Consider the following 18,727-nt stretch of genomic DNA (forward strand, 5'->3'; position numbering starts at 1 on the left):
TCCGAGTGGCGGTCACGCGGCCGCCGCTTGCGCCTTCAAGAATTCATCCGCCGACACCACGCCCGCATAGCCGAAGGCCAGGGCTGCCATGTACGCGCCTTGTACTTGAGCCGCCGGGATGACCTGCCCGTTGAATTCCTGATCGCGAGTGGCACACGCGTCATGGATCACCGTGACTTTGTAGCCCAGGTCCGCCGCCGCTCGCACCACGGCATCCACGCACATATGGCTCATGCTGCCGACTACCACCACGTCGGTGATGCTGCGCTGTTCCAGCACGGTGCGCAGGTTGGTTTGGCGAAACGCATTCACGAAGTGCTTGAGCACGACCGGTTCATCGCCCTCGTTCAACACCTTGGCATGCAAATGCGCGCCTTCGGAGCCCGGTGTAAAGAACGGTGCGTCGTCGCCTTCGAATTCATGCCGCACATGAATCACTGCATCGCCGGCCTGGCGAAACGCCTGTAGCACTTGCGCCGCCTTGTCCGCCGCGGCTTCCACGCCGTCGAGGGGCCACTTGCCTTGTGGGAAGTAGTCGTTCTGGATATCGATTAGGATGAGCGCCTGCTTGGCCATGTGTATCGCCTCGTGATGGGTTGATGGGCCTAGTATCTTAGCTGGCGATCAGGCCGAGGATTGGCTGCACCGACAATAACAGGGGGAAAACTGACAATGACCGTGGAACGCGGGACCGTCGAGCTGGGGGTGTTGATCTACCAGGGCGCGCAACTGGCGGCGGTGCATGGCCTGACGGACCTGTTCGGGGTGGCTAATCGCATCGCCGCCGAGCATCGAGCCGGGCAACTGCCCCTGTTGCGGGTCAGCCACTGGCAGGTGGATGCCCACGGTACGCCTGCGCGCGGGTTTGACAGCCACCCAGGTCCGGACCAATCGATGATGGCCGTGCTGGTGCCCCCGTCGATTGGTGAATTCACCGAAGATCAGGCGCCGCCGGCGCTGCTGGAGTGGATCCGCCAGCAGCATGCCGCCGGTACGGTGCTTGGCGGCGTGTGCATCGGCTCGATCATGCTGGCGCGCAGCGGGCTTTTGGACGGGCGCAGCGCCACCACCCACTGGTCATCCGCGAAAACCTTCGCGGCCCGTTACCCGGCGGTGCGCCTGGAAGCGGATAAACCTATTGTCGATGACGGCGACCTGATCACCACCGCTGGGCTGATGGCCTGGTCCGAGCTGGGCCTGCGCCTGGTCGACCGGCTGATGGGCCCCAGCATCGCGGCCGACACGGCGCGGTTTCTGGTGATCGAACACCGCGACAGCGCCAGCCAGTGCGGCAGTAACTTTGCGCCGATTCTCAGGCATGGCGACAGCGCAATCCTCAAGGTCCAGCATTGGTTGCAAGCCAGTGGCGCGGTGGATGTCGGCGTGGCGGCAATGGCACGGGAGGCGAACCTTGAGGAGCGCACGTTCCTGCGACGGTTTCGCACTGCGACCGGGTTGAAACCCACCGAATACTGCCAGCACCTGCGGGTAGGCAAGGCGCGACAGATGCTGGAGTTCACCAACGGCACGATCGACCACATCGCCTGGACCGTGGGCTATCAGGATCCCAGCGCCTTTCGTGCGATCTTCAAGAAGATTACCGGCCTGGCCCCCAGCGATTACCGCAACCGGTTTGGTGTTTGAATCGTGCAGAACGCCGTGTGGTGTAACGCAGGTCGTGCAGAATAAGACAGGCTAACGGCCATCACTTTCGGCGCAACTGATTGATTTAAAGACTATCCCTGCCGGCCGCGCGTTGGCCTGATCCATGCAGCCTTTGTGCTACACATAAGGGCGGGATAACCAAGGGGAACGCATGACCCCAACGAATCGCAAGAAACTGGTGGTCGCACACTCCACGCGAGAGGGCGCGCCACAGCATGAAGTTGAAACCAACCGCGCCTTGGCCCGCTGGCTGGCGCAGATACTCGGACTCAAATTCGGTGGCAATTACGATCCCGATCTGCACGCTGGGCGTGAACTGTATCTTTTGCCCACACAAACGCTGGTTGGGCCCGCCCAAGCACGTGAGCTCAATATCAAGGGGCCAGAAGACTTGTGGGGCGGTTATGTCGACCATGATTTCATCTGCACCAAAGCCATCAGCCATGGCCTGCTGGGCCCTGAGGCAAAAGCGCCTGAAGGGTGGTCGCCGTTATTCTGCGAGCGAGTGCGCGACGTCGTGTTGGATGGCTTAACTGTCTTCAGCCTCAACGACGCCAGGCCCGCCGCCACTCGTCTGCTCTACAGCGGTCCGATTCGCCTCAAGCCCGTGCATGCCTGCGCAGGTCGTGGCCAGGAAGTTATCCACAGCCTCGATGAGTTCGACGCGGTCTTGGCACGTCCAGAAGCGAGCAAGATGTTCAGTGAGGGCGTGGTGCTGGAACAGGATCTGCACGAGGTGGTCACCCACAGTGTGGGTCAGAGCTTTATCGGCGCTCACGTATTCAGCTACTGCGGCGAGCAGTACCTGGCCCAGGACGGGCAGGGCGAAGAGGTTTACGGCGGCTCCAATCTCTTGGTCGTGCGCGGTTACTACGAAGACCTGCTCAAGCTGGACTTGCCAGAGGATGTGCGTGAAGCCATCGAGCAGGCTCGGGTGTTCGACAACGCTGCCGACGAAGCCTACCCTGGCTTCTACGCCTCGCGGCGCAACTACGATATAGCCCAGGGTCTGGACAGCGACAACCAACGGCGCAGTGGTGTGCTCGAGCAATCCTGGCGCATGGGCGGCGCAAGCAGCGCAGAGGTCGCGGCGCTGCAGAGCTTTATCAACAACCCGGGTCTCAGGGCCATTCGTGTGTCCTCGGTGGAAACCTACGTGGAGCAAGCGCTGCCGGCGGATGCCATCGAGGTCTACCGAGGCCCGGCCGAAAACAGCGACTTTCTTCTCAAATACGTGACGGTCAAACCTTATGACGGCTAGAAGCGAGAGCATCACCATCGATATAGACGACGAACAGATGAGCGGGACATTCCTCAGTCCAAAATCCAAAGTGCCCGGCGTGTTGTTCGTGCACGGTTGGGGCGGCAGCCAGGAGCGCGACCTGGAGCGAGCCAAAGGCATTGCCGGGCTGGGCTGCGTATGCCTGACCTTCGACTTGCGCGGCCACGCCGGCACCGGCATTCCGTTATCCCGCGTTACCCGTGAAGACAACCTGCGCGACCTGATAGCGGCCTACGACCGCCTGCTGTCTCACCCGGCTATCGACACCTCGGCGGTGGCGGTGGTTGGCACCAGCTATGGCGGCTACCTGGCAGCCATCCTCACCTCGTTACGCCCAGTGCGTTGGCTGGCGCTGCGGGTGCCCGCGCTGTACCGCGACCAGGAATGGCTCAAGCCCAAGCGCGACCTGGATAAAGCCGACTTGATGGATTACCGCGGCACCCTCGTGCATGCCGAGACCAACCGTGCCCTGCATGCCTGCGCACAATTTACTGGCGATGTGCTGATCGTCGAATCGGAAACCGACGATCATGTGCCCCACGCCACCATCATGAGCTATCGTGCGGCCTGCCAGCAGACTCACTCCCTGACCCACCGCATCATCGATGGTGCCGACCATTCCCTGAGTGACCCGGTGTCGCAACAGGCCTACACCTCGATCCTGGTGGACTGGATTACCGAGATGGTGGTGGGCGAGCGGTTAAGCATCATTCAATCCCGCTGACGCGCTAAGCGGGTGTTTTCTTCACTCGCAGGGCCTTGGCCTTGGCTTCCACGCCCAGGTACATCACCAACGCAATCAACAGCGGGCAGATGAAATAAATCGCCCGATACGCGATCAGCCCTGCCAGCAAACTCCCTCGTGACGCTTCATGTTGCAGCAGGCCAATGAACACGGCCTCCAACACCCCAAGCCCGGCAGGTATATGGGTGACCACTCCAGCAATCGCGCTGATCAGCAGCACCCCCAACACCAGCGGGTAATCCAGCTTGGCCGGCAGCAAGGTAAAGATCACCGCTGCCATCAGCGACCAGTTCAAGGCGCCCAGGGCCAGTTGCAGGCAGGCCATGCGCAGCGACGGCAGGTTGATCTCGATGCCACGGATCGACCATGCGCGTTTTTTTGAAAACCGGCACGCCGCCAGATACCCAAGGCTTGCGATTACCAACAGCACGCCGACACCTTGCAGAGCGCCACTGCTGAGCTTCCAGCCGGGCGGCATGGTGACCAGTCCGCTGCTGAACACCACCCCGGCCAGTGCCATATAGCCAAACCAATTGGTGGCCAGGCTCAGGCCGAGGATCTTGGCGATATTGCTGGTGCTCACTCCCAGTCGGGAGTACAGCCGATAGCGCATGGCGATGCCGCCTACCCAGGCGCTGAGGTTGAGGTTGAACGCGTAACTGATGATGCCCACCGGCAGGATCTGCTTCCAGCGCAGCGGCTGGCGAATGTAGGTGCGGCCGATCAGATCGAAACAGGCATAGACGATAAAACTGCACAAGGTCAGGGCGCCAGCGATGAGCAACGTGCGCAGCTTGAAGTCGCCCAGGGTCTGGAACACTTCGCTCCAGTCGATACGCCGGGCGAGCAGGGTGAACAGGACGATCAGCAGCAGGAAGAACGCAATCGTCAGCGGTTTCTTCCAGCGCTTGAACCGCGAACCGCTGATTTCAGACGTCATGGGGCCTACTCTCAAAAGGTTTCAAGCGCGGCTTGTGCGCTGGCAACCAGCCGGTCAGCGCAGGGAAGTGGCGCATCACATGGAACACCAAAAAGCCCACGGTCAGGCGCCACAGCCACAGGCGCGGCTTGCGCTTTGCAGGCATGGTCTGGCAATGATTCCTGGCAAGTGCTTCCAGGCGTTCGTACAACTGCTGATTGAATGTCCGGTCACGAATCAGCACATTGGCTTCCAGGTTCAGCGCGAGGCTCAGTGGGTCGAGGTTGCTGGAGCCCACGGTGCTCCATTCGTCGTCCACCAGCGCAACCTTGCCGTGCAACGGGCGTTGGCAGTACTCGTGAATCACCACGCCATCCTTGAGCAGATAGTCGTAGAGCATGCGCGCCGCCAGCTTGGCCAGCAGCACATCGGGCTGGCCCTGCATGATCAATTGCACGTGCACGCCACGGCGCGCCGCGTTACGAATCTCACGCAGCAGGCGATAGCCAGGGAAGAAGTAGGCGTTGGCGATCACTACTCGCTGGCGGGCTTGGCTCAGGGCGTGGATATACGCCTCTTCGATGTCGTCGCGATGCTGGATATTGTCGCGATAAATCAGGCGCACCAAGCCGTCACCTTGCTCGTTGGTCCAGGGCGAAGGCCGCTGCTGACGCCGTCGCCAGCCACGACGGCTGCGCACCTGGCGACCACTTTGGGCCAGGGCAAAGTGGTGCAGGTCAGCCACTGCCGGGCCGATCACCTGTACTGAATAATCCTGCTTGGCCTCGGGGCCGAAATCCGCCAAGTGGTCCGCGGAAAAATTGATCCCGCCGATAAACGCCACGCTGGCGTCCACCACCACGATCTTGCGGTGCAGGCGGCGGAACCAGTTGGTGCGTATGCCCAGGGTCTTGGAGGCTGGGTCGAACATCTGCACCATCACTCCAGCCTCGGCCAATTCGCCAAGAAAGGCCGGGCTCAGCTCGCCACATCCAAAGCCATCAAGGCTGACCACCACTTTCACCCCGCGCTGCGCCGCTTCGATAAGGATGCCTTGCAGCTCATGGCCAACCTTGTCCTCAAACAGGATGAAGGTCTCCAACAGGATTTCGCGCTGGGCGCCGCGCAAGGCGTCGAACACCGCGGGAAAGTACGCCTCGCCATTCTCCAGCAACTCCACACGGTTGCCGCTCTGCCAGCCGTAATCCATGTCGCGCGCCTTGCTGTCGTCCGGCGGCTGGTCGGTGGCGATATGCTCTACCGCAACGTTCATAGCTCAATCTCCACCGACAGGGGCACATGATCCGACAGGTGAGACCAGGGCCGCGTGGTGAGCACGCGAGGATTATGGATCGTCAGGTTGCGCACATAGATGCGATCCAGAGGCAGCAATGGCAGGCGTGCCGGGAAAGTGCGTGCCGGCTTGCCATGGGCATGGACAAACACCTCATGGAGGCCGCTTTGGCTCAGGTCGGCCTTTTGGCGCCAGTCGTTAAAATCGCCGGCGACCACCAGCGGCGCATCGGCCGGAATCTCGCGGATGCGCTGCTCCAGCAAGCGCAATTGCTGCTGGCGATGTACCTCGCGCAAGCCCAGGTGGATGCAGATCGCATGTATCTCGCGCTCGCCACCCGGCAAGCGCAGCACGCAATGCAGCAGGCCACGGTTTTCGTGGCCGCTTTGGGAAATGTCGAGGTTGTCGTAGCGAATGATCTGGAATTTCGACAGCAGTGCATTGCCATGGTCGCCATGGGGGTAGACCGCATTGCGACCATAGGCAAACTGCGGCCAGATGCTGTCGGCGAGGAATTCGTATTGCGGCATTTTTGGCCAGTCGCTGTAGCGCTGGGGATGACGTTCGTGGGTGCCGTGAATTTCCTGCAGGAACACCATGTCGGCGCCCACGCTGCGCACTGCCTCACGCAACTCGGGCAAGATGAAGCGCCGATTCAAGGCCGTGAAGCCCTTGTGGATATTGACCGTCAGCACGGTGAAACGAGTGATGGGAGTGGTCGGCGTGATCGGAATCAATTCGGGCTGGGTCATGGCAATACTCCGGGTTCCGGCAACTTGCCGGGCTCGGTGGCCAGGTGCTTGTCCAGTTCGAAACGCTGCAGCAATTGGCGTGCATCGAAGGGGGCGCGAACCTTGATGTCATTGTCGAAAAAGCAGAACACGTCGCGTTGTTTGCGGGCACGGGGTTTGTGTTGTGGGTCGACGAGGTGCGCGTCCGCAGGCTGCTTGCCGTTGGCCCAGCGCTCGATACGGTCACCCCAGCGCTTGAGCGCTTCGACGCTATAGCCACTGGCATACAACTGCTTGTCGCCGTGCAAGCGCAAGTACATGAAGTTGGCGGTGACGTCTTCGATATACGGCCACTTGCCGGCGGTGTCTGCCACCACTAGAGCGACGCCGTGCTTGTCCAGCATCTGCACAAATTCCGGCACTGCAAAACTCTTGTGGCGAATCTCCACGGCATGGCGCAAAGGCTTCTTGGCATAGGCTTTCATGCTGGCCTTGCCGTTCAGGCGTGACTCATGTTGGCGGGCCAGGGCAGCGGCCTGATGGGTGTCGGTGGGTAGTTCGGCAAGGAAGGTTTCAAACAGCGCGGCGTCGAACTTGAAGCTGGGCGGGAACTGCCAAAGGATGGGGCCGAGTTTTTCCTTCAACTCCAATACCCCGGAGGCGAAGAAGTTCGCCATTGGCTTGTGCACCTCCCGCAGGCGCAGGATATGGGTGATATAGCGCGGCGCCTTGACGCTGAATACGAAGCCCTCGGGCGTATCGGCATACCATTCGGCGTAGCGCTTGGGGGTTTGCAGCGCGTAGAACGAGCCGTTGATTTCGATGCTGTTGACGGCACGTGACGCAAACTGCAGCTCGCGTTTCTGGGTCAGCCCCTCGGGGTAGAAGTCCCCGCGCCAGGGCGTGTAGCGCCAGCCGGAAATGCCGATATGAATCGCCGCCATGCTTGCTCCCGTAAATGATGGGTGGATTGACCTCCGTTATGGGATGACTGCGATATTTGCCTGAAAGTTTCCACATTCCTACAGACGGTACGGGGTGCCAAATGTGGGAGGGGCAAGCCCCTTCCACCTTTTTGAATCACATGCCCAAAAAGCGCAGGGAACGATCCAAGGCCAAACCCGTCAGTTCCTTACAGACCCTGCTGAAGGAGCCCGTTGTTTTGCTGAATCTAAAGACTGCATTACTGCTCGCCGCACTGTTGCTGTGCGGCAACGGCGCACTGCAAGCCGCGGCCACCGCGCCTGCCACCGAAACGCCGGCCAAGCCGGAGCTGTTGGTGGAGGGCGGGCTGCTCGGGGCCATCAGTTCCAGTATCGATGACGTGCAGGACAAGCTCGACCTCAACCAGAACCTCGTCGATGCCTGGCGCCTGCGTGCCGATCGGGCGGCGGATGAAGTGGGGCGCCTGGTCGACCAGACCGCCGCGCGCTCGCCGTGGAGTGTGGCCGGCGATTTTCTGTTGTTGTCCGGGGTGTGGATCGGTGCCTTTGCCGTGTTGACGTTACTGGGGCACTGGGTCGTGCAGCGCTCCAGCCGGCGCCCGTTCGTCGCACGACGCCAGCGCTTGCAAGGCTTGCTCGGCTACATAGTGCCCTACACGATTCCAGCGTTGATCTGCCTGCCGCTTACCCTCTATGTAAGCCACTTCTTGGCCGCTTCGGTGGGTCGTGCGCTGGCGCTGTGTTTTGCCTATGCCACCAGCAGCGGCATCTTTTCGACCTCGATGCTGCTGTGCGTCATTGTGATGTTTAACGTCGGGCACAAACGGCCCGCCGTGCAGATTATTCGTGACTACTGCCCCAAGCCGCTGTTCCTGATCGGCTTCCTTGCCGCCCTCAGCGACGCGTTGACCAGCCCGCAGATCGCTCGTCAACTGGGCGGCAATATCACCAGCAGTATCGCGGTATTTACCGGCCTGTTTGCCGCAGTAATTTTTGGTGTGCTGGTGGTGCGCCTGCGCCGTCCGGTGGCCCATTTGATCCGTAACCGGCCGTTGGCCCAGCGCCTCAAACATCCGGCCTTGCAGCAATCGCTGCGGGTGTTTTCCGGGCTTTGGTACTGGCCGATCCTGTTGATGGTGCTGGTGTCGGCGGTCAACCTGATCGGCGCCGGCGACGACAACCAAAAGGCCCTGCGTTGCGCACTGCTCACCACGCTGCTGCTGATCGGCACCGTGTTTCTCAGCACCGTGCTGCAACACCTGTTCAAATCCCGCAGCCAAGTGTCGATCCAACGCAGCAGCGCCTACAAGGAGCGCTTCCTCAGTTTGCTGCACGCGATCCTGCGTATCGTGATGGCTATCGCGTTTATCGAAATCCTCGGGCGTATCTGGGGTGTTTCGCTATTCGAATTTGCCCAGCGCAACTCGGTGGGCCGGGCCATCAGCGATTCCCTCAGTAGCATCGGCCTGATCCTGTTGGTGACCTGGCTGTTCTGGGTGGTGCTCGACACGGCGATCCAGGAAGCGCTCAAGCCGCCGGTGAATAAACGCTCCAGCCGCCAGCCCAGCACCCGGGTGAAAACCATCCTGCCGCTGCTGCGCAATGCGGTGAAGATTATCCTGGTGGTGATTTGCGCGATCACCACCATGGCAAACCTTGGCATCAACGTCGCGCCGTTGCTGGCGGGTGCCGGGGTGGTGGGCCTGGCCATTGGTTTCGGCTCCCAGCAGTTGGTGCAGGACGTGATTACCGGCCTGTTCATCATTATCGAAGACACCCTGTCCATCGGCGATTGGGTGGTGCTCGACTCCGGCCACGCCGGCACCGTCGAAGGCCTGACCATCCGCACCCTGCGCTTGCGCGACGGCAAGGGTTTTGTGCATTCGGTGCCGTTCGGGCAGATCAAGGCGGTTACCAACCAGTCGCGGCAGTTCGCCTATGCCTTCTTCTCGGTGCAATTCACCTACGACACCGACGTGGACAAGGCCGTGGAACTGATCCGCGAAGCGGGCCAATCGATTCGCGACGACGTGTTCCTCAAATACAACCTGCAAGGGCCGCTGGAAGTATTTGGCGTGGACAAGATGGACCTCAATGGCGTGGTGCTTACCGCACAGTTCCGTACGGTGTCGGGTGGGCAATATGCGGTCAGCCGGGCGTTTAACCAGCGGTTGAAAAAACTTGTGGATAACTGTGATGAGGTGCACTTTGCGCAGACTTATCCACAGCAGGTGTTGTTGCCAAAACGTGTGGCGCAGGTGGAAGAGCCGGATGCGCTGGTGCTGACTGAGCAGCCCAGGTCTCAATGATGAGGCCCCATCGGGAGCAAGCCCCTCACATTTAGATTTGTGAACACATTTCAAGTGTGGGAGGGGGCTAGCCCCCGATGAGGCCCTCAAGGTCAGCGCCTGATCAACTTCTCCTGCACCGCTTTCTGATCCACCTCCAGCAACACCTGTTGCTTGCCGGCGACCATCACCGCCGCCGTCACCCCATCACGATACACAATCCGATTACCGCTCACCGCTGGCACCTTGGCCCCCGGCAACAGCGTGCCGACAAGATTCAACGGATCGGCCCCACACACTGCAATCAAACTCCCATCATGGGGCCGCCGCCGCACCTCGCGCAGCAGCGGTATCGCCTCAGGCAATGCAAACTGCTCCCCCGCCAACCCACTGACAAACCGCCCGCCACGAATTTCGCCCCGCGCCTCCAACCGATGGAAAGTGCGCAGCAGCTCACGCCAACTTGGCAACCAGTCCGCCTCACGCTCCAGCAGCCGCCAGAACACCACACCATAACGGCGCAGCAGGGTCATCGCCACATGCTCCAGGGTCTCGGCCGAATGCGCGCCGGCGGCGGTCGCCGAGCGGCGAACCAAGGCCCAACGCCCGGCATCGTCCATACCGCCGACAAACGCCCCGCGCCCACGTCGACTGCTGCGCGCTTGGCGTTTGCTGGCAGGGGTGGTCAAGGCGCGCAGGCCGGCGAAACTGTCAGCATTCACCAGGCCGGCGCCTACCAGTTCCTGCAAGGCTATCTCCAGTTCGCTGCGCAGCAAATGGGCCTCGTGCACCAGTTCATCGAAAAACAGCGCGCCATGCTCGCGCAGGGCCAGGTGGGCCTTCTGGGCCTTGGGCGACAAGGTGGTGCTGTCGGTAGGCTCGGTCAGCCCGCTCCACAACGCTACCTGGCTACGGGGGAGCAAAACCACCGGGGTGCTGCGCAACGCCATGGCGCCGGCCTTGTTGCTCAGGCGCGTCCAGACCAGCTTGCCGCTGCGGCACAGGTCATCGAGCCAGGTCGATGAGTAATCCTTGATGCGGGCGCTGAGCAGGTCGGTGTCCCAGGCCGACGTGGCCGCGGCATAGCCTTCGAACTGGCCGACAATCTGCGGCAACACCGCGCTGCCCTGGCCACGGGTGCTGTCGGACAGGTGCTGCCAATCGAACAGAAAGCGCATGAAATCCTGCAATGCCACCGGCTCGATTTCCCGACGCAGGCGCTTGACCGTGTAGCGATGAATGCGCGCCAGCAAATGACGTTCGCACCATTGTTCTTCACCCACGCCGGGGCTGAATTGGCCGCGCAGCACGTAGCCTTCCTGTTCCAGGCGTGCCAGGGCCTGGGTAATCGACTCCACCGGTAAGGCCAGGGGTGCTGCGATCTCGACCAGGGTCAGCGGGCCAAAACCACTGAGGCGCGCACGCAGCACTTCCACCAGCGCTTCATCGAAGGACCAGGGCTCATCGAACCCCGGCAGCAACGGCAGATCGTTAGGATACAGCGCCTGCAAACAGCTCAAGCGCTCCACGGCGACCCACATTCCGTTAGACAACTGATAGGCCCGCCCGGCGTTGCGCAATGCCAGCAGCCATTGGGCCCATTGCGGCGTAACTTCGCTCGCTGCGATGCATGCCAGGCTCATCAGCGCCTCATGCATTTCATCCAGGCCATTGGGCGCGGGCCAGGCTTCTTCGCGTACACCGGCGACGGCGTCGGCATCCAGGGCGCCCAGGTCGTCGGTGCTCTGCGGGTCGCTCCAGCGGCGGTTGAGCACGGCCTGGGTGCGGCGCTCTTCCAGGGGCGCGTCGTCGAGGAAGGTATAGGGCTTGGCGCTGAGGATTTCTGCGGCCATGGGCGAGGGCGCGGGCAGGTCGCGGCTGATCAACCGCACGTCGCCGCGCTCCATGCGCCGCAGCAGCGCCAGCCAGGCGTCGCTGTCCATGGCTTCGTGCAGGCAGTCGTCGAGGGTTTGCTCTACCAACGGGTGGTTGGGAATTTCGCGTTCGCCGGCAAGGTTTTCCAGGCAGGCGATCTGGTCGGGAAACACGCTGGCGATCAGGTCTTCGCTTTTCATGCGCTGGATCTGCGGCGCCACCTTGCGCCCGCCGGTATAACGCGGCAGCGCCAGGGCCACGCCGGCATTCCAGCGCCAGCGCACACCAAACAGTGGCGCATCCAGCACGGCCTGGATCAGGATGTGCTCGGCACTGTTGCTGTTGAGATAACGCCACACCTCATCCAGCGCGAAGCTGTGACTGGTGGACAACGACAGCACGATGGCATTTTCACTGGCCGCCGCTTGCAGCTCGAAATTGAACGTGCGGCAAAAGCGCTTGCGCAAGGCCAGGCCCCATGCGCGGTTGATGCGGCTGCCAAACGGCGTGTGGATGATCAGTTGGGTGCCGCCGGATGCGTCGAAAAACCGTTCCATGATCAATGTGTCCTGGGACGGCAGGGCGCTCAGGGCAAGGCGCGACCGGGCGAGGTAGTCCAACAGTTGATCGGCGCTGGCGGCATTGAGGCCCAGGGTGCCGGTAAGCCAGTCGAGGGCCGGTTGCAGGTCGCCTGGCGTGGCGCCGAGCAAGCTGTCCAACTGCCCTTGCAAGCGGGCCACAGCCACCGATAACTCGTTGCTGCGCCCGGGGGCTTCACCCAGCCAGAACGGAATGGTCGGAGGTTGGCCCTGGGCATCCTCGACCCGCACCTTGCCGGCTTCGACCCGCAGGATGCGATAGGAGGTATTGCCGAGCTGGAAGATATCCCCGGCGATGCTTTCCACCGCAAAGTCTTCGTTGACGCTGCCGATATTCAGGCTTTGCGGCTCCAGCAACACGCTGTAGTCGGCGTTGTCGGGGATCGTGCCGCCGCTGGTTACTGCGGTGAGCCTGGCGCCACGGCGGTCGCGCAGGGTGTGGGTCACGGCGTCGCGGTGCAGGTAGGCGCTGCGCATGCCCTGGCGGCCGTTATAGCCCTCGCTGAGCATCTGCAAAAGGGCCTGGTAGTGGCGTTCATCCAGTTCGGCGTAGGGCGCGGCGCGGTGGACAAGCGCCAGCAACGCCTGTTCCGGCCATTCCTGGGCGCTGACCTCGGCGATGATCTGCTGGGCCAGTACATCGAGCGGCGCCACCGGAATATGCAAGGTATCCAGCTCGCCACGGCGCACGCAGTCGAGCAGCGCGGCGCACTCAATCAGGTCGTCGCGAGTGGTGGCAAACAGGCGCCCCTTGGGCGTGCCGCCGACCTGGTGCCCGGAACGGCCGACCCGTTGCAGAAAGCCGTTGATCGAACCCGGCGAGCCTATCTGGCAGACCAGGTCTACCTCGCCGATATCAATCCCCAGCTCCAGGGACGCCGTGGCGATCAACACTTGCAGTTCGCCGGCCTTGAGGCGCTGTTCGGCGTCCAGGCGCATCTCCTTGGCCAGGCTGCCATGGTGAGCGGCCACGGCGGTCTTGCCCAGGCGCTCGCTCAAGTGCCTGGCCAGGCGTTCGGCCAGGCGCCGGGTGTTGACGAATACCAGCGTGGTGCGGTGTTCGCGGGCCAATTGCGCGAGGCGGTCGTAGACTAACTCCCACACGTCGTTGGCCATTACCGCCGAGAGCGGCACCGGCGGCACTTCGATCGCCAGGTCGCGGGGACGGGCGTGGCCGATATCGACGATGGCGCAATCACGGTCGGTGCCGACTAAAAAGCGGGCGACGGCTTCGATGGGTTTTTGCGTGGCCGACAAGCCGATACGGGTCAATGGCTCGGCACACAGCCCTTGCAGGCGCTCCAGGCTCAAGGCCAAGTGGCTGCCACGCTTGCCGGCGGCGATCGCGTGGATCTCATCGACGATCACCGTGCGCGTGCTGGCGAGCATGTGTCGGCCGGAATCCGAGCCGAGCAACACGTAGAGCGATTCCGGAGTGGTGACCAGTATATGCGGTGCGCGTTTGCGCATCTGGGCGCGGTCTTTTTGCGGAGTGTCGCCGGTGCGCACAGCGGTGCGAATGACCAGGGGTGGCAGGCCTAGCTTTTCAAGGTGCTCGGTTATGCCTGCCAACGGGGTTTGCAGGTTGATCTGGATGTCATTGGAAAGTGCCTTGAGCGGCGAGACGTAGACCACCAGTGTTTCATCCGGCAGTTGTCCACCGTTCGCCAAGCCTTGATGCACCAGATCGTCCAGCACTGCGAGAAAGGCGGTGAGGGTCTTGCCGGAACCGGTGGGCGCGGCGATCAACGTTGAGCGGCGCTGGCGAATTAATGGCCACGCCTGGGCCTGTGCGCCGGTCACCGAAGGGAACGTGTTACGGAACCAGGTGCTGACGGCGGGGTGGAATCCGTCCAGTGCGCTGTTCGTTGATTCGGGACTGTTCATGTAGTGATTGATGCCACCTGCTCCAACAAGTTGCAAACACGTACTTTATCCGTGACGGTTGCGCTACAAACCCGCAAAATGCAACGATTCTGGAATAAACCTACGGCAAGGCTCACGCGCCTGCCGACAACAACCATCGTTCCAAACAGACCGGGCCTGCTCAATCTATGCGAATGCGCCTTATGTTACTGGGCGGCGGGAATGCCCTCGGGCAGGCGCTGATTCGCCTCGGTGCAGAGGAAGACATCGGTTTCCTCGCACCCAAACCGCCCCAAGACGGCTGGGATGCCGCAAGCCTCACCCAATTGCTCGACGACACCCGTCCCGATGCGTTGATCAATCTCGCCTACTATTTCGACTGGTTCCAGGCCGAAGCCGTAAGCGAAACACGCTTGGCCGGCCAGGAATTCGCCATCGAGCGCCTTGCCGAACTGTGTCAGCACCACAGCATCACGCTGCTGCAACCGTCCAGCTATCGTGTGTTCGATGGCTCCCGCGCCACCGCCTACAGCGAGAAAGACGAGCCGGTGCCCCTGGGCCTGCGCGGCCAGGCGCTGTGGCGTATCGAACAAAGCGTGCGCGCCACCTGCCCACAGCATGTGCTGCTGCGCTTTGGCTGGTTGCTGGATGACAGCGTTGACGGAACGCTCGGGCGTTTTCTGGCCCGTGCCGAGAAACCCGACGAGTTACTGATGGCGGACGACCGTCGCGGCAACCCGACGCCGGTAGACGATGCCGCACGGGTGATCATCTCGGTGCTCAAGCAACTCGATTGCGCGGCGCCGTTGTGGGGCACCTACCACTATGCCGGGCATGAAGCGACCACGCCGCTGGCGCTTGGCCAGGCGATCCTCACCGAGGCGCGCAATTTCCACGCGCTGGCCATTGAATCCCCCACCGCCCAGGCCCACGCGGCGCGGCCGGATGCGGCAGAAGAACCGCAGCACGCGGTGTTGGCGTGCAAGAAGATCCTCCACACCTTCGGCATCAAGCCCCGGGCGTGGCGGGCAGGGTTGCCGGCGTTGCTGGACCGCTTCTATCGCCATAGCTGACACCACACAAAACCAAAATGTGGGAGGGGGCTTGCTCCCGATAGCAGAGTGTCAGTCAACAGGTTAATGGACTGATCCACCGCTATCGGGAGCAAGCCCCCTCCCACATTGGTTGTGTGGTGTTCGTGAAATATCGCTTAGAACTTGTAGCCGATACCCACCATGTAAACCATTGGGTCCACGTCCACATTGACCTTGGCGCGAGTGCCTTGGCCCAGCGCGTTGTTATCCACAGTCGCCTTGGTGCTGATGTCGATGTAGCGCGCCTGGGCGTTGATCATCCATTTGTCGTTGATCATGTAGTCGGCGCCGATCTGTGCGGCCCAGCCCCAGGAGTTCTCGGCCTTGAAGTTGCTGAAACCGGCTTGTTCGGCACGGCCGCCAACGTGTTCGTCGTAGATCCAGGTGTAGTTGATACCGGCACCCACGTAGGGCTGGAACGCCGACTTGTTGTCCAGCGGGTAGTACACGACGCTCAGGGTCGGCGGCAGGTGTTTGAGCGAGCCGAGCTTGCCGTTGGCGGCGCCCAGGGCGGTGTTCTTGAGTTTCACGTCATGCTCGAACGGCGTGGCGGCCAGCAGTTCGATACCCACGTGGTCGGTGATCATGTAGGCGAAGTTCAAGCCCAACTGGGTATCGCTGCTCATGGTCGCCTTGCCGCCCAAGTTGGTGCCGGCCAGTGGGCCCTGGTCAACCTTGACTTTGCCGCTGTCGGCGTCCGGGTTCACGGTGATTGCACCGGCACGCACCAGGATATCGCCCGCTTGGTGAGCGTGTGCGACCGGGGCGACGAGGGCGAGCGCGAAGAGGGACGCGCCGAGCAGAGACTTGTTCATGGGAGCTCCAGAGGACGTTAAAAGTTGTACGTCCAATGGTAAAGATCGTTCCGTTCAGTCTTTTGACTCAGCTCAATGAAAGGTTGATCAGCGCTACTCCTGCAGCTCGTACATGTAAATCTTCTCGGCATCCATCTGGTAACCGGCGTCGGCCAGTTCACTCGACGACGGCTTGACCTGCATCGCACCTTCGATCCAGTACGGCTGATACAGCTCATCGAGCTTCACGCCGACTTCGCTTTTGACATGCACGATCTGGTTCGACGGCGGTGGCGGCACATGAATGCACGCGCCGAAATACGGCACCAGCAGGAACTCGGTAGTACGACCTTCCTCACTGACTTCCAGCGGCACGATATACCCCGGCAGGCGAATGTGCTGGCCGTCGAGACCCTGCACCACCGGCGCGTTGGGCAGGTCCTGCTTGGCCGCGGGGGCAGCCTCGACGGACAAGGCATCGGCCATGTTCGACAGGTCGTGCAGCGGTTTCATATTGGGGATTTCCGGCGGTGCATCCGGTGGGATCATCTCCTGCCAGGACAAGTCCCTGGGCGGCTCATCCGCCCACACGGGCACGCTCACCAGCAGCAACAGGGCAAACAGGGCACGACGCATCGAAGCCTTCCTCATAAACGAATGGACAGGCCATCGGCCAAAGATTGTCGATAGGCACGCCACGCGGGCACGCTGCCCATCAACAGCGCTGCCGCGAGGATACCCGCCAGCAGGGTCCATTCATATTCGCTCGGCCAGGACATCGGCAGATCCAGGCCGTAGTTGGCCTGCAAGTAACCCCTTGACGCGGCGATGCACACATACAACAACCCTACGCCTGCCATCACGCCGGCCAAGGCCAGGGCGAAGGCTTCGAAGATCAACAGGGTTGCGATATGCCACGGGCGCGCGCCCACCGAACGCAGGATCGCCATCTCGCGGCGGCGTTCGTTGAGGCTGGTGAGAATAGCCGTGAGCATGCCGATCAAGCCGGTCAGCACCACGAACAGCGAGATCACGAACAAGGCTTTCTCGGCGGTGCCCATCATGCTCCACAGCTCTTGCAGGGCCACGCCCGGCAGGATCGCCAGCATCGGCTCGCCACGGAACTCATTGATCTCCCTTTGCAAGGCGAAGGTGGAAATCTTGTTGTTCAGGCCGAGCATGAACGCGGTGATGGCTTGTGGAGTCAGGTCCATATTGCGCGCCTGGTCGGCGCTGACGCGGCCTTTGCCCTGGGCCGGCACGCCGTTGTGCCAGTCGATATGGATCGCTTCCATGCCGCCCAGGCTGATATGCAGGGTGCGGTCCACCGGGGTGCCGGTGCGCTTGAGGATACCGACCACGGTGAAGGGTTTGTCATCATGCTTGACCAGGCTGACCACAGCCACGCCGTGGGCCAGCACCAGCTTGTCGCCGAGTTTGTAATGCAGGGCGTCGGCGACTTCGGCGCCGAGCACCACTTCGAACGGGTCGGTGGCGAAAGCGCGGCCGCTGGCCAGTTCGAGGTTTTGCTTGCGCCCGTACTGGTAGTGCTCGAAGTAGGATTCGTTGGTGCCCATCACCCGGTAACCGCGATGGGAGTCGCCGAGGGAAATCGGAATCGCCCATTTCACCTGGGGGTTGGCGGCGAAGTGTTCGTAGCTGTCCCAACGGATGTTGTTGGTGGCGTTGCCGATGCGAAACACCGAGTACAGCAGCAGGTTCACTGAGCCCGAACGTGCGCCGACGATCAGGTCGGTGCCGCTGATGGTGCTGGCGAAACTGTTGCGCGCTTCGACGCGCACCCGTTCCACCGCGAGCAACAAGCAAACGGAAAGCGCGATGGCGAAGGCGGTGAGGATCGCGGTAAAGCGGCGGTTAGCCAGGCTGGCCATGGCTAGACGGAACAGATACATCTCAAACCTCTGCGGGCGTTGCGGCGCGATTGAGTTCGGCCAGCGACAGGTTGCGGTCGAACAGCGACGCCAGGCTTTGGTCATGGCTGACAAACAACAGGCTGGCGCCAGCGTCGCGGCATTCAGCGAACAGCAACTGGATGAAGGCTTCGCGGGCGTCGTAGTCCAGGGCCGAGGTGGGTTCGTCGGCGATCACCAGCTCCGGTTGGCCGATCAACGCACGGGCCGCGGCGACCCGTTGTTGCTGGCCGATCGACAGCGAGTCGGAGCGCCGCTCAAGCAGATCCTTGTCCTTCAAACCCAGGTGCGCGAGCAAGGTCGCGGCCGCCTGGTCGACACTGCCGTGGCGCTGCCGGGCCCGCTGTGCGCGCAGCTTGGAAAAGTGGCAAGGCAGCTCGACGTTTTCACGCACCGACAGAAACGGCAGCAGGTTGAATTGCTGGAAGATGTAGCCGGTGTGATTGACGCGGAAACGATCACGGGCGCCGGCCGAGAGTTCGGTCAATTCCTGGCCGAGCAGGCGGATGCTGCCCTGGCTGGGTTTCTGCACGCCACCCAAGAGCCCCAGCAGCGTGGTCTTGCCACTGCCGCTCGGGCCCTTGAGAAACAGGGTTTCCCCAGGCTCCAGGCGGAACGCGGGGATGTCCAGCAACTGTGGGTGACCGGGCCAGTTGAAGCTCAGGTTGGACAGTTCGATCAATGGGTGGGTCATGTGAAC

The 18,727-nt window shown here is 62.0% G+C and carries 15 protein-coding genes; 5 read left to right on the top strand and 10 right to left on the bottom strand.

Going from position 1 to position 18,727, the window contains the following annotated elements:
* Window positions 1-12 precede the first annotated feature (12 nt).
* On the bottom strand, window positions 13-576 hold the full coding sequence (locus tag QZR30_RS24500; protein ID WP_306956519.1) for a cysteine hydrolase family protein: 564 nt from the start codon (window positions 574-576) through the stop codon (window positions 13-15).
* 96 nt (window positions 577-672) lie between these two features.
* On the opposite strand from QZR30_RS24500, the gene QZR30_RS24505 reads away from it, so the two are divergent.
* From QZR30_RS24505 to QZR30_RS24515, 3 genes are all read left to right on the top strand, one after another.
* Window positions 673-1,644, top strand: coding sequence for a GlxA family transcriptional regulator (locus tag QZR30_RS24505; RefSeq protein ID WP_046069759.1), 972 nt, complete (start codon window positions 673-675; stop codon window positions 1,642-1,644).
* A 172-nt stretch (window positions 1,645-1,816) separates the two neighbouring features.
* Window positions 1,817-2,926, top strand: a complete 1,110-nt coding sequence (locus QZR30_RS24510; RefSeq protein ID WP_311904418.1) for a DUF3182 family protein — start codon at window positions 1,817-1,819, stop codon at window positions 2,924-2,926.
* Entirely contained in the window at window positions 2,916-3,671 is a 756-nt protein-coding gene (locus QZR30_RS24515; RefSeq protein ID WP_059398391.1) for an alpha/beta hydrolase family protein, read from the top strand. The genes QZR30_RS24510 and QZR30_RS24515 overlap by 11 nt, the downstream gene beginning before the upstream one ends.
* Window positions 3,672-3,675: 4 nt before the next feature.
* On the opposite strand, the gene QZR30_RS24520 is transcribed toward QZR30_RS24515, so the two are convergent.
* Genes QZR30_RS24520 through QZR30_RS24535 form a run of 4 tightly spaced genes read right to left on the bottom strand, consistent with a single transcriptional unit; the run spans window position 3,676 to window position 7,580 of the window.
* Window positions 3,676-4,632 carry a lysylphosphatidylglycerol synthase domain-containing protein gene (locus QZR30_RS24520; protein ID WP_311904420.1) on the bottom strand — a complete coding sequence of 319 codons (957 nt, stop codon included), beginning with the start codon at window positions 4,630-4,632 and terminating at the stop codon, window positions 3,676-3,678.
* Window positions 4,622-5,884, bottom strand: coding sequence for a cardiolipin synthase ClsB (clsB, locus tag QZR30_RS24525; RefSeq protein WP_068965537.1), 1,263 nt, complete (start codon window positions 5,882-5,884; stop codon window positions 4,622-4,624). Before clsB ends, QZR30_RS24520 begins: the two co-directional genes overlap by 11 nt.
* On the bottom strand, window positions 5,881-6,657 hold the full coding sequence (locus QZR30_RS24530; RefSeq protein WP_046069754.1) for an endonuclease/exonuclease/phosphatase family protein: 777 nt from the start codon (window positions 6,655-6,657) through the stop codon (window positions 5,881-5,883). Before QZR30_RS24530 ends, clsB begins: the two co-directional genes overlap by 4 nt.
* Window positions 6,654-7,580: a DUF72 domain-containing protein gene (locus QZR30_RS24535; RefSeq protein WP_059398388.1), complete on the bottom strand. Its 927-nt coding sequence runs from the start codon at window positions 7,578-7,580 to the stop codon at window positions 6,654-6,656. The genes QZR30_RS24530 and QZR30_RS24535 overlap by 4 nt, the downstream gene beginning before the upstream one ends.
* Window positions 7,581-7,798: 218 nt before the next feature.
* Here QZR30_RS24535 and QZR30_RS24540 point away from each other — a divergent pair, with 218 nt between their 5' ends.
* Window positions 7,799-9,889 (top strand): mechanosensitive ion channel family protein, encoded by a 2,091-nt coding sequence (locus QZR30_RS24540; protein ID WP_046069752.1) that lies wholly within the window; start codon window positions 7,799-7,801, stop codon window positions 9,887-9,889.
* 92 nt (window positions 9,890-9,981) lie between these two features.
* Here the strand turns inward: QZR30_RS24540 and QZR30_RS24545 are convergent, their stop codons facing one another.
* A complete protein-coding gene (locus tag QZR30_RS24545) occupies window positions 9,982-14,229 on the bottom strand; it encodes a DEAD/DEAH box helicase (RefSeq protein WP_311904423.1) in 4,248 nt (1,415 codons plus the stop codon).
* A gap of 167 nt (window positions 14,230-14,396) precedes the next feature.
* On the opposite strand from QZR30_RS24545, the gene QZR30_RS24550 reads away from it, so the two are divergent.
* Window positions 14,397-15,281, top strand: coding sequence for a sugar nucleotide-binding protein (locus tag QZR30_RS24550; protein WP_046069750.1), 885 nt, complete (start codon window positions 14,397-14,399; stop codon window positions 15,279-15,281).
* A gap of 137 nt (window positions 15,282-15,418) precedes the next feature.
* On the opposite strand, the gene QZR30_RS24555 is transcribed toward QZR30_RS24550, so the two are convergent.
* The 4 genes from QZR30_RS24555 to QZR30_RS24570 form a co-directional block, all read right to left on the bottom strand.
* Window positions 15,419-16,117 (bottom strand): OmpW/AlkL family protein, encoded by a 699-nt coding sequence (locus QZR30_RS24555; protein ID WP_046069749.1) that lies wholly within the window; start codon window positions 16,115-16,117, stop codon window positions 15,419-15,421.
* A 93-nt stretch (window positions 16,118-16,210) separates the two neighbouring features.
* Window positions 16,211-16,732 (bottom strand): DUF3299 domain-containing protein, encoded by a 522-nt coding sequence (locus QZR30_RS24560; protein ID WP_043051134.1) that lies wholly within the window; start codon window positions 16,730-16,732, stop codon window positions 16,211-16,213.
* A gap of 11 nt (window positions 16,733-16,743) precedes the next feature.
* Entirely contained in the window at window positions 16,744-18,009 is a 1,266-nt protein-coding gene (locus tag QZR30_RS24565; protein ID WP_046069748.1) for an ABC transporter permease, read from the bottom strand.
* A 1-nt stretch (window position 18,010) separates the two neighbouring features.
* Window positions 18,011-18,721, bottom strand: coding sequence for an ABC transporter ATP-binding protein (locus QZR30_RS24570; RefSeq protein WP_046069747.1), 711 nt, complete (start codon window positions 18,719-18,721; stop codon window positions 18,011-18,013).
* Between the last annotated feature and the right edge of the window lie 6 nt (window positions 18,722-18,727).

It is taken from the genome of Pseudomonas sp. rhizo25, from assembly GCF_031931935.1.
In the GTDB taxonomy this organism is placed as follows: domain Bacteria; phylum Pseudomonadota; class Gammaproteobacteria; order Pseudomonadales; family Pseudomonadaceae; genus Aquipseudomonas; species Aquipseudomonas synxantha.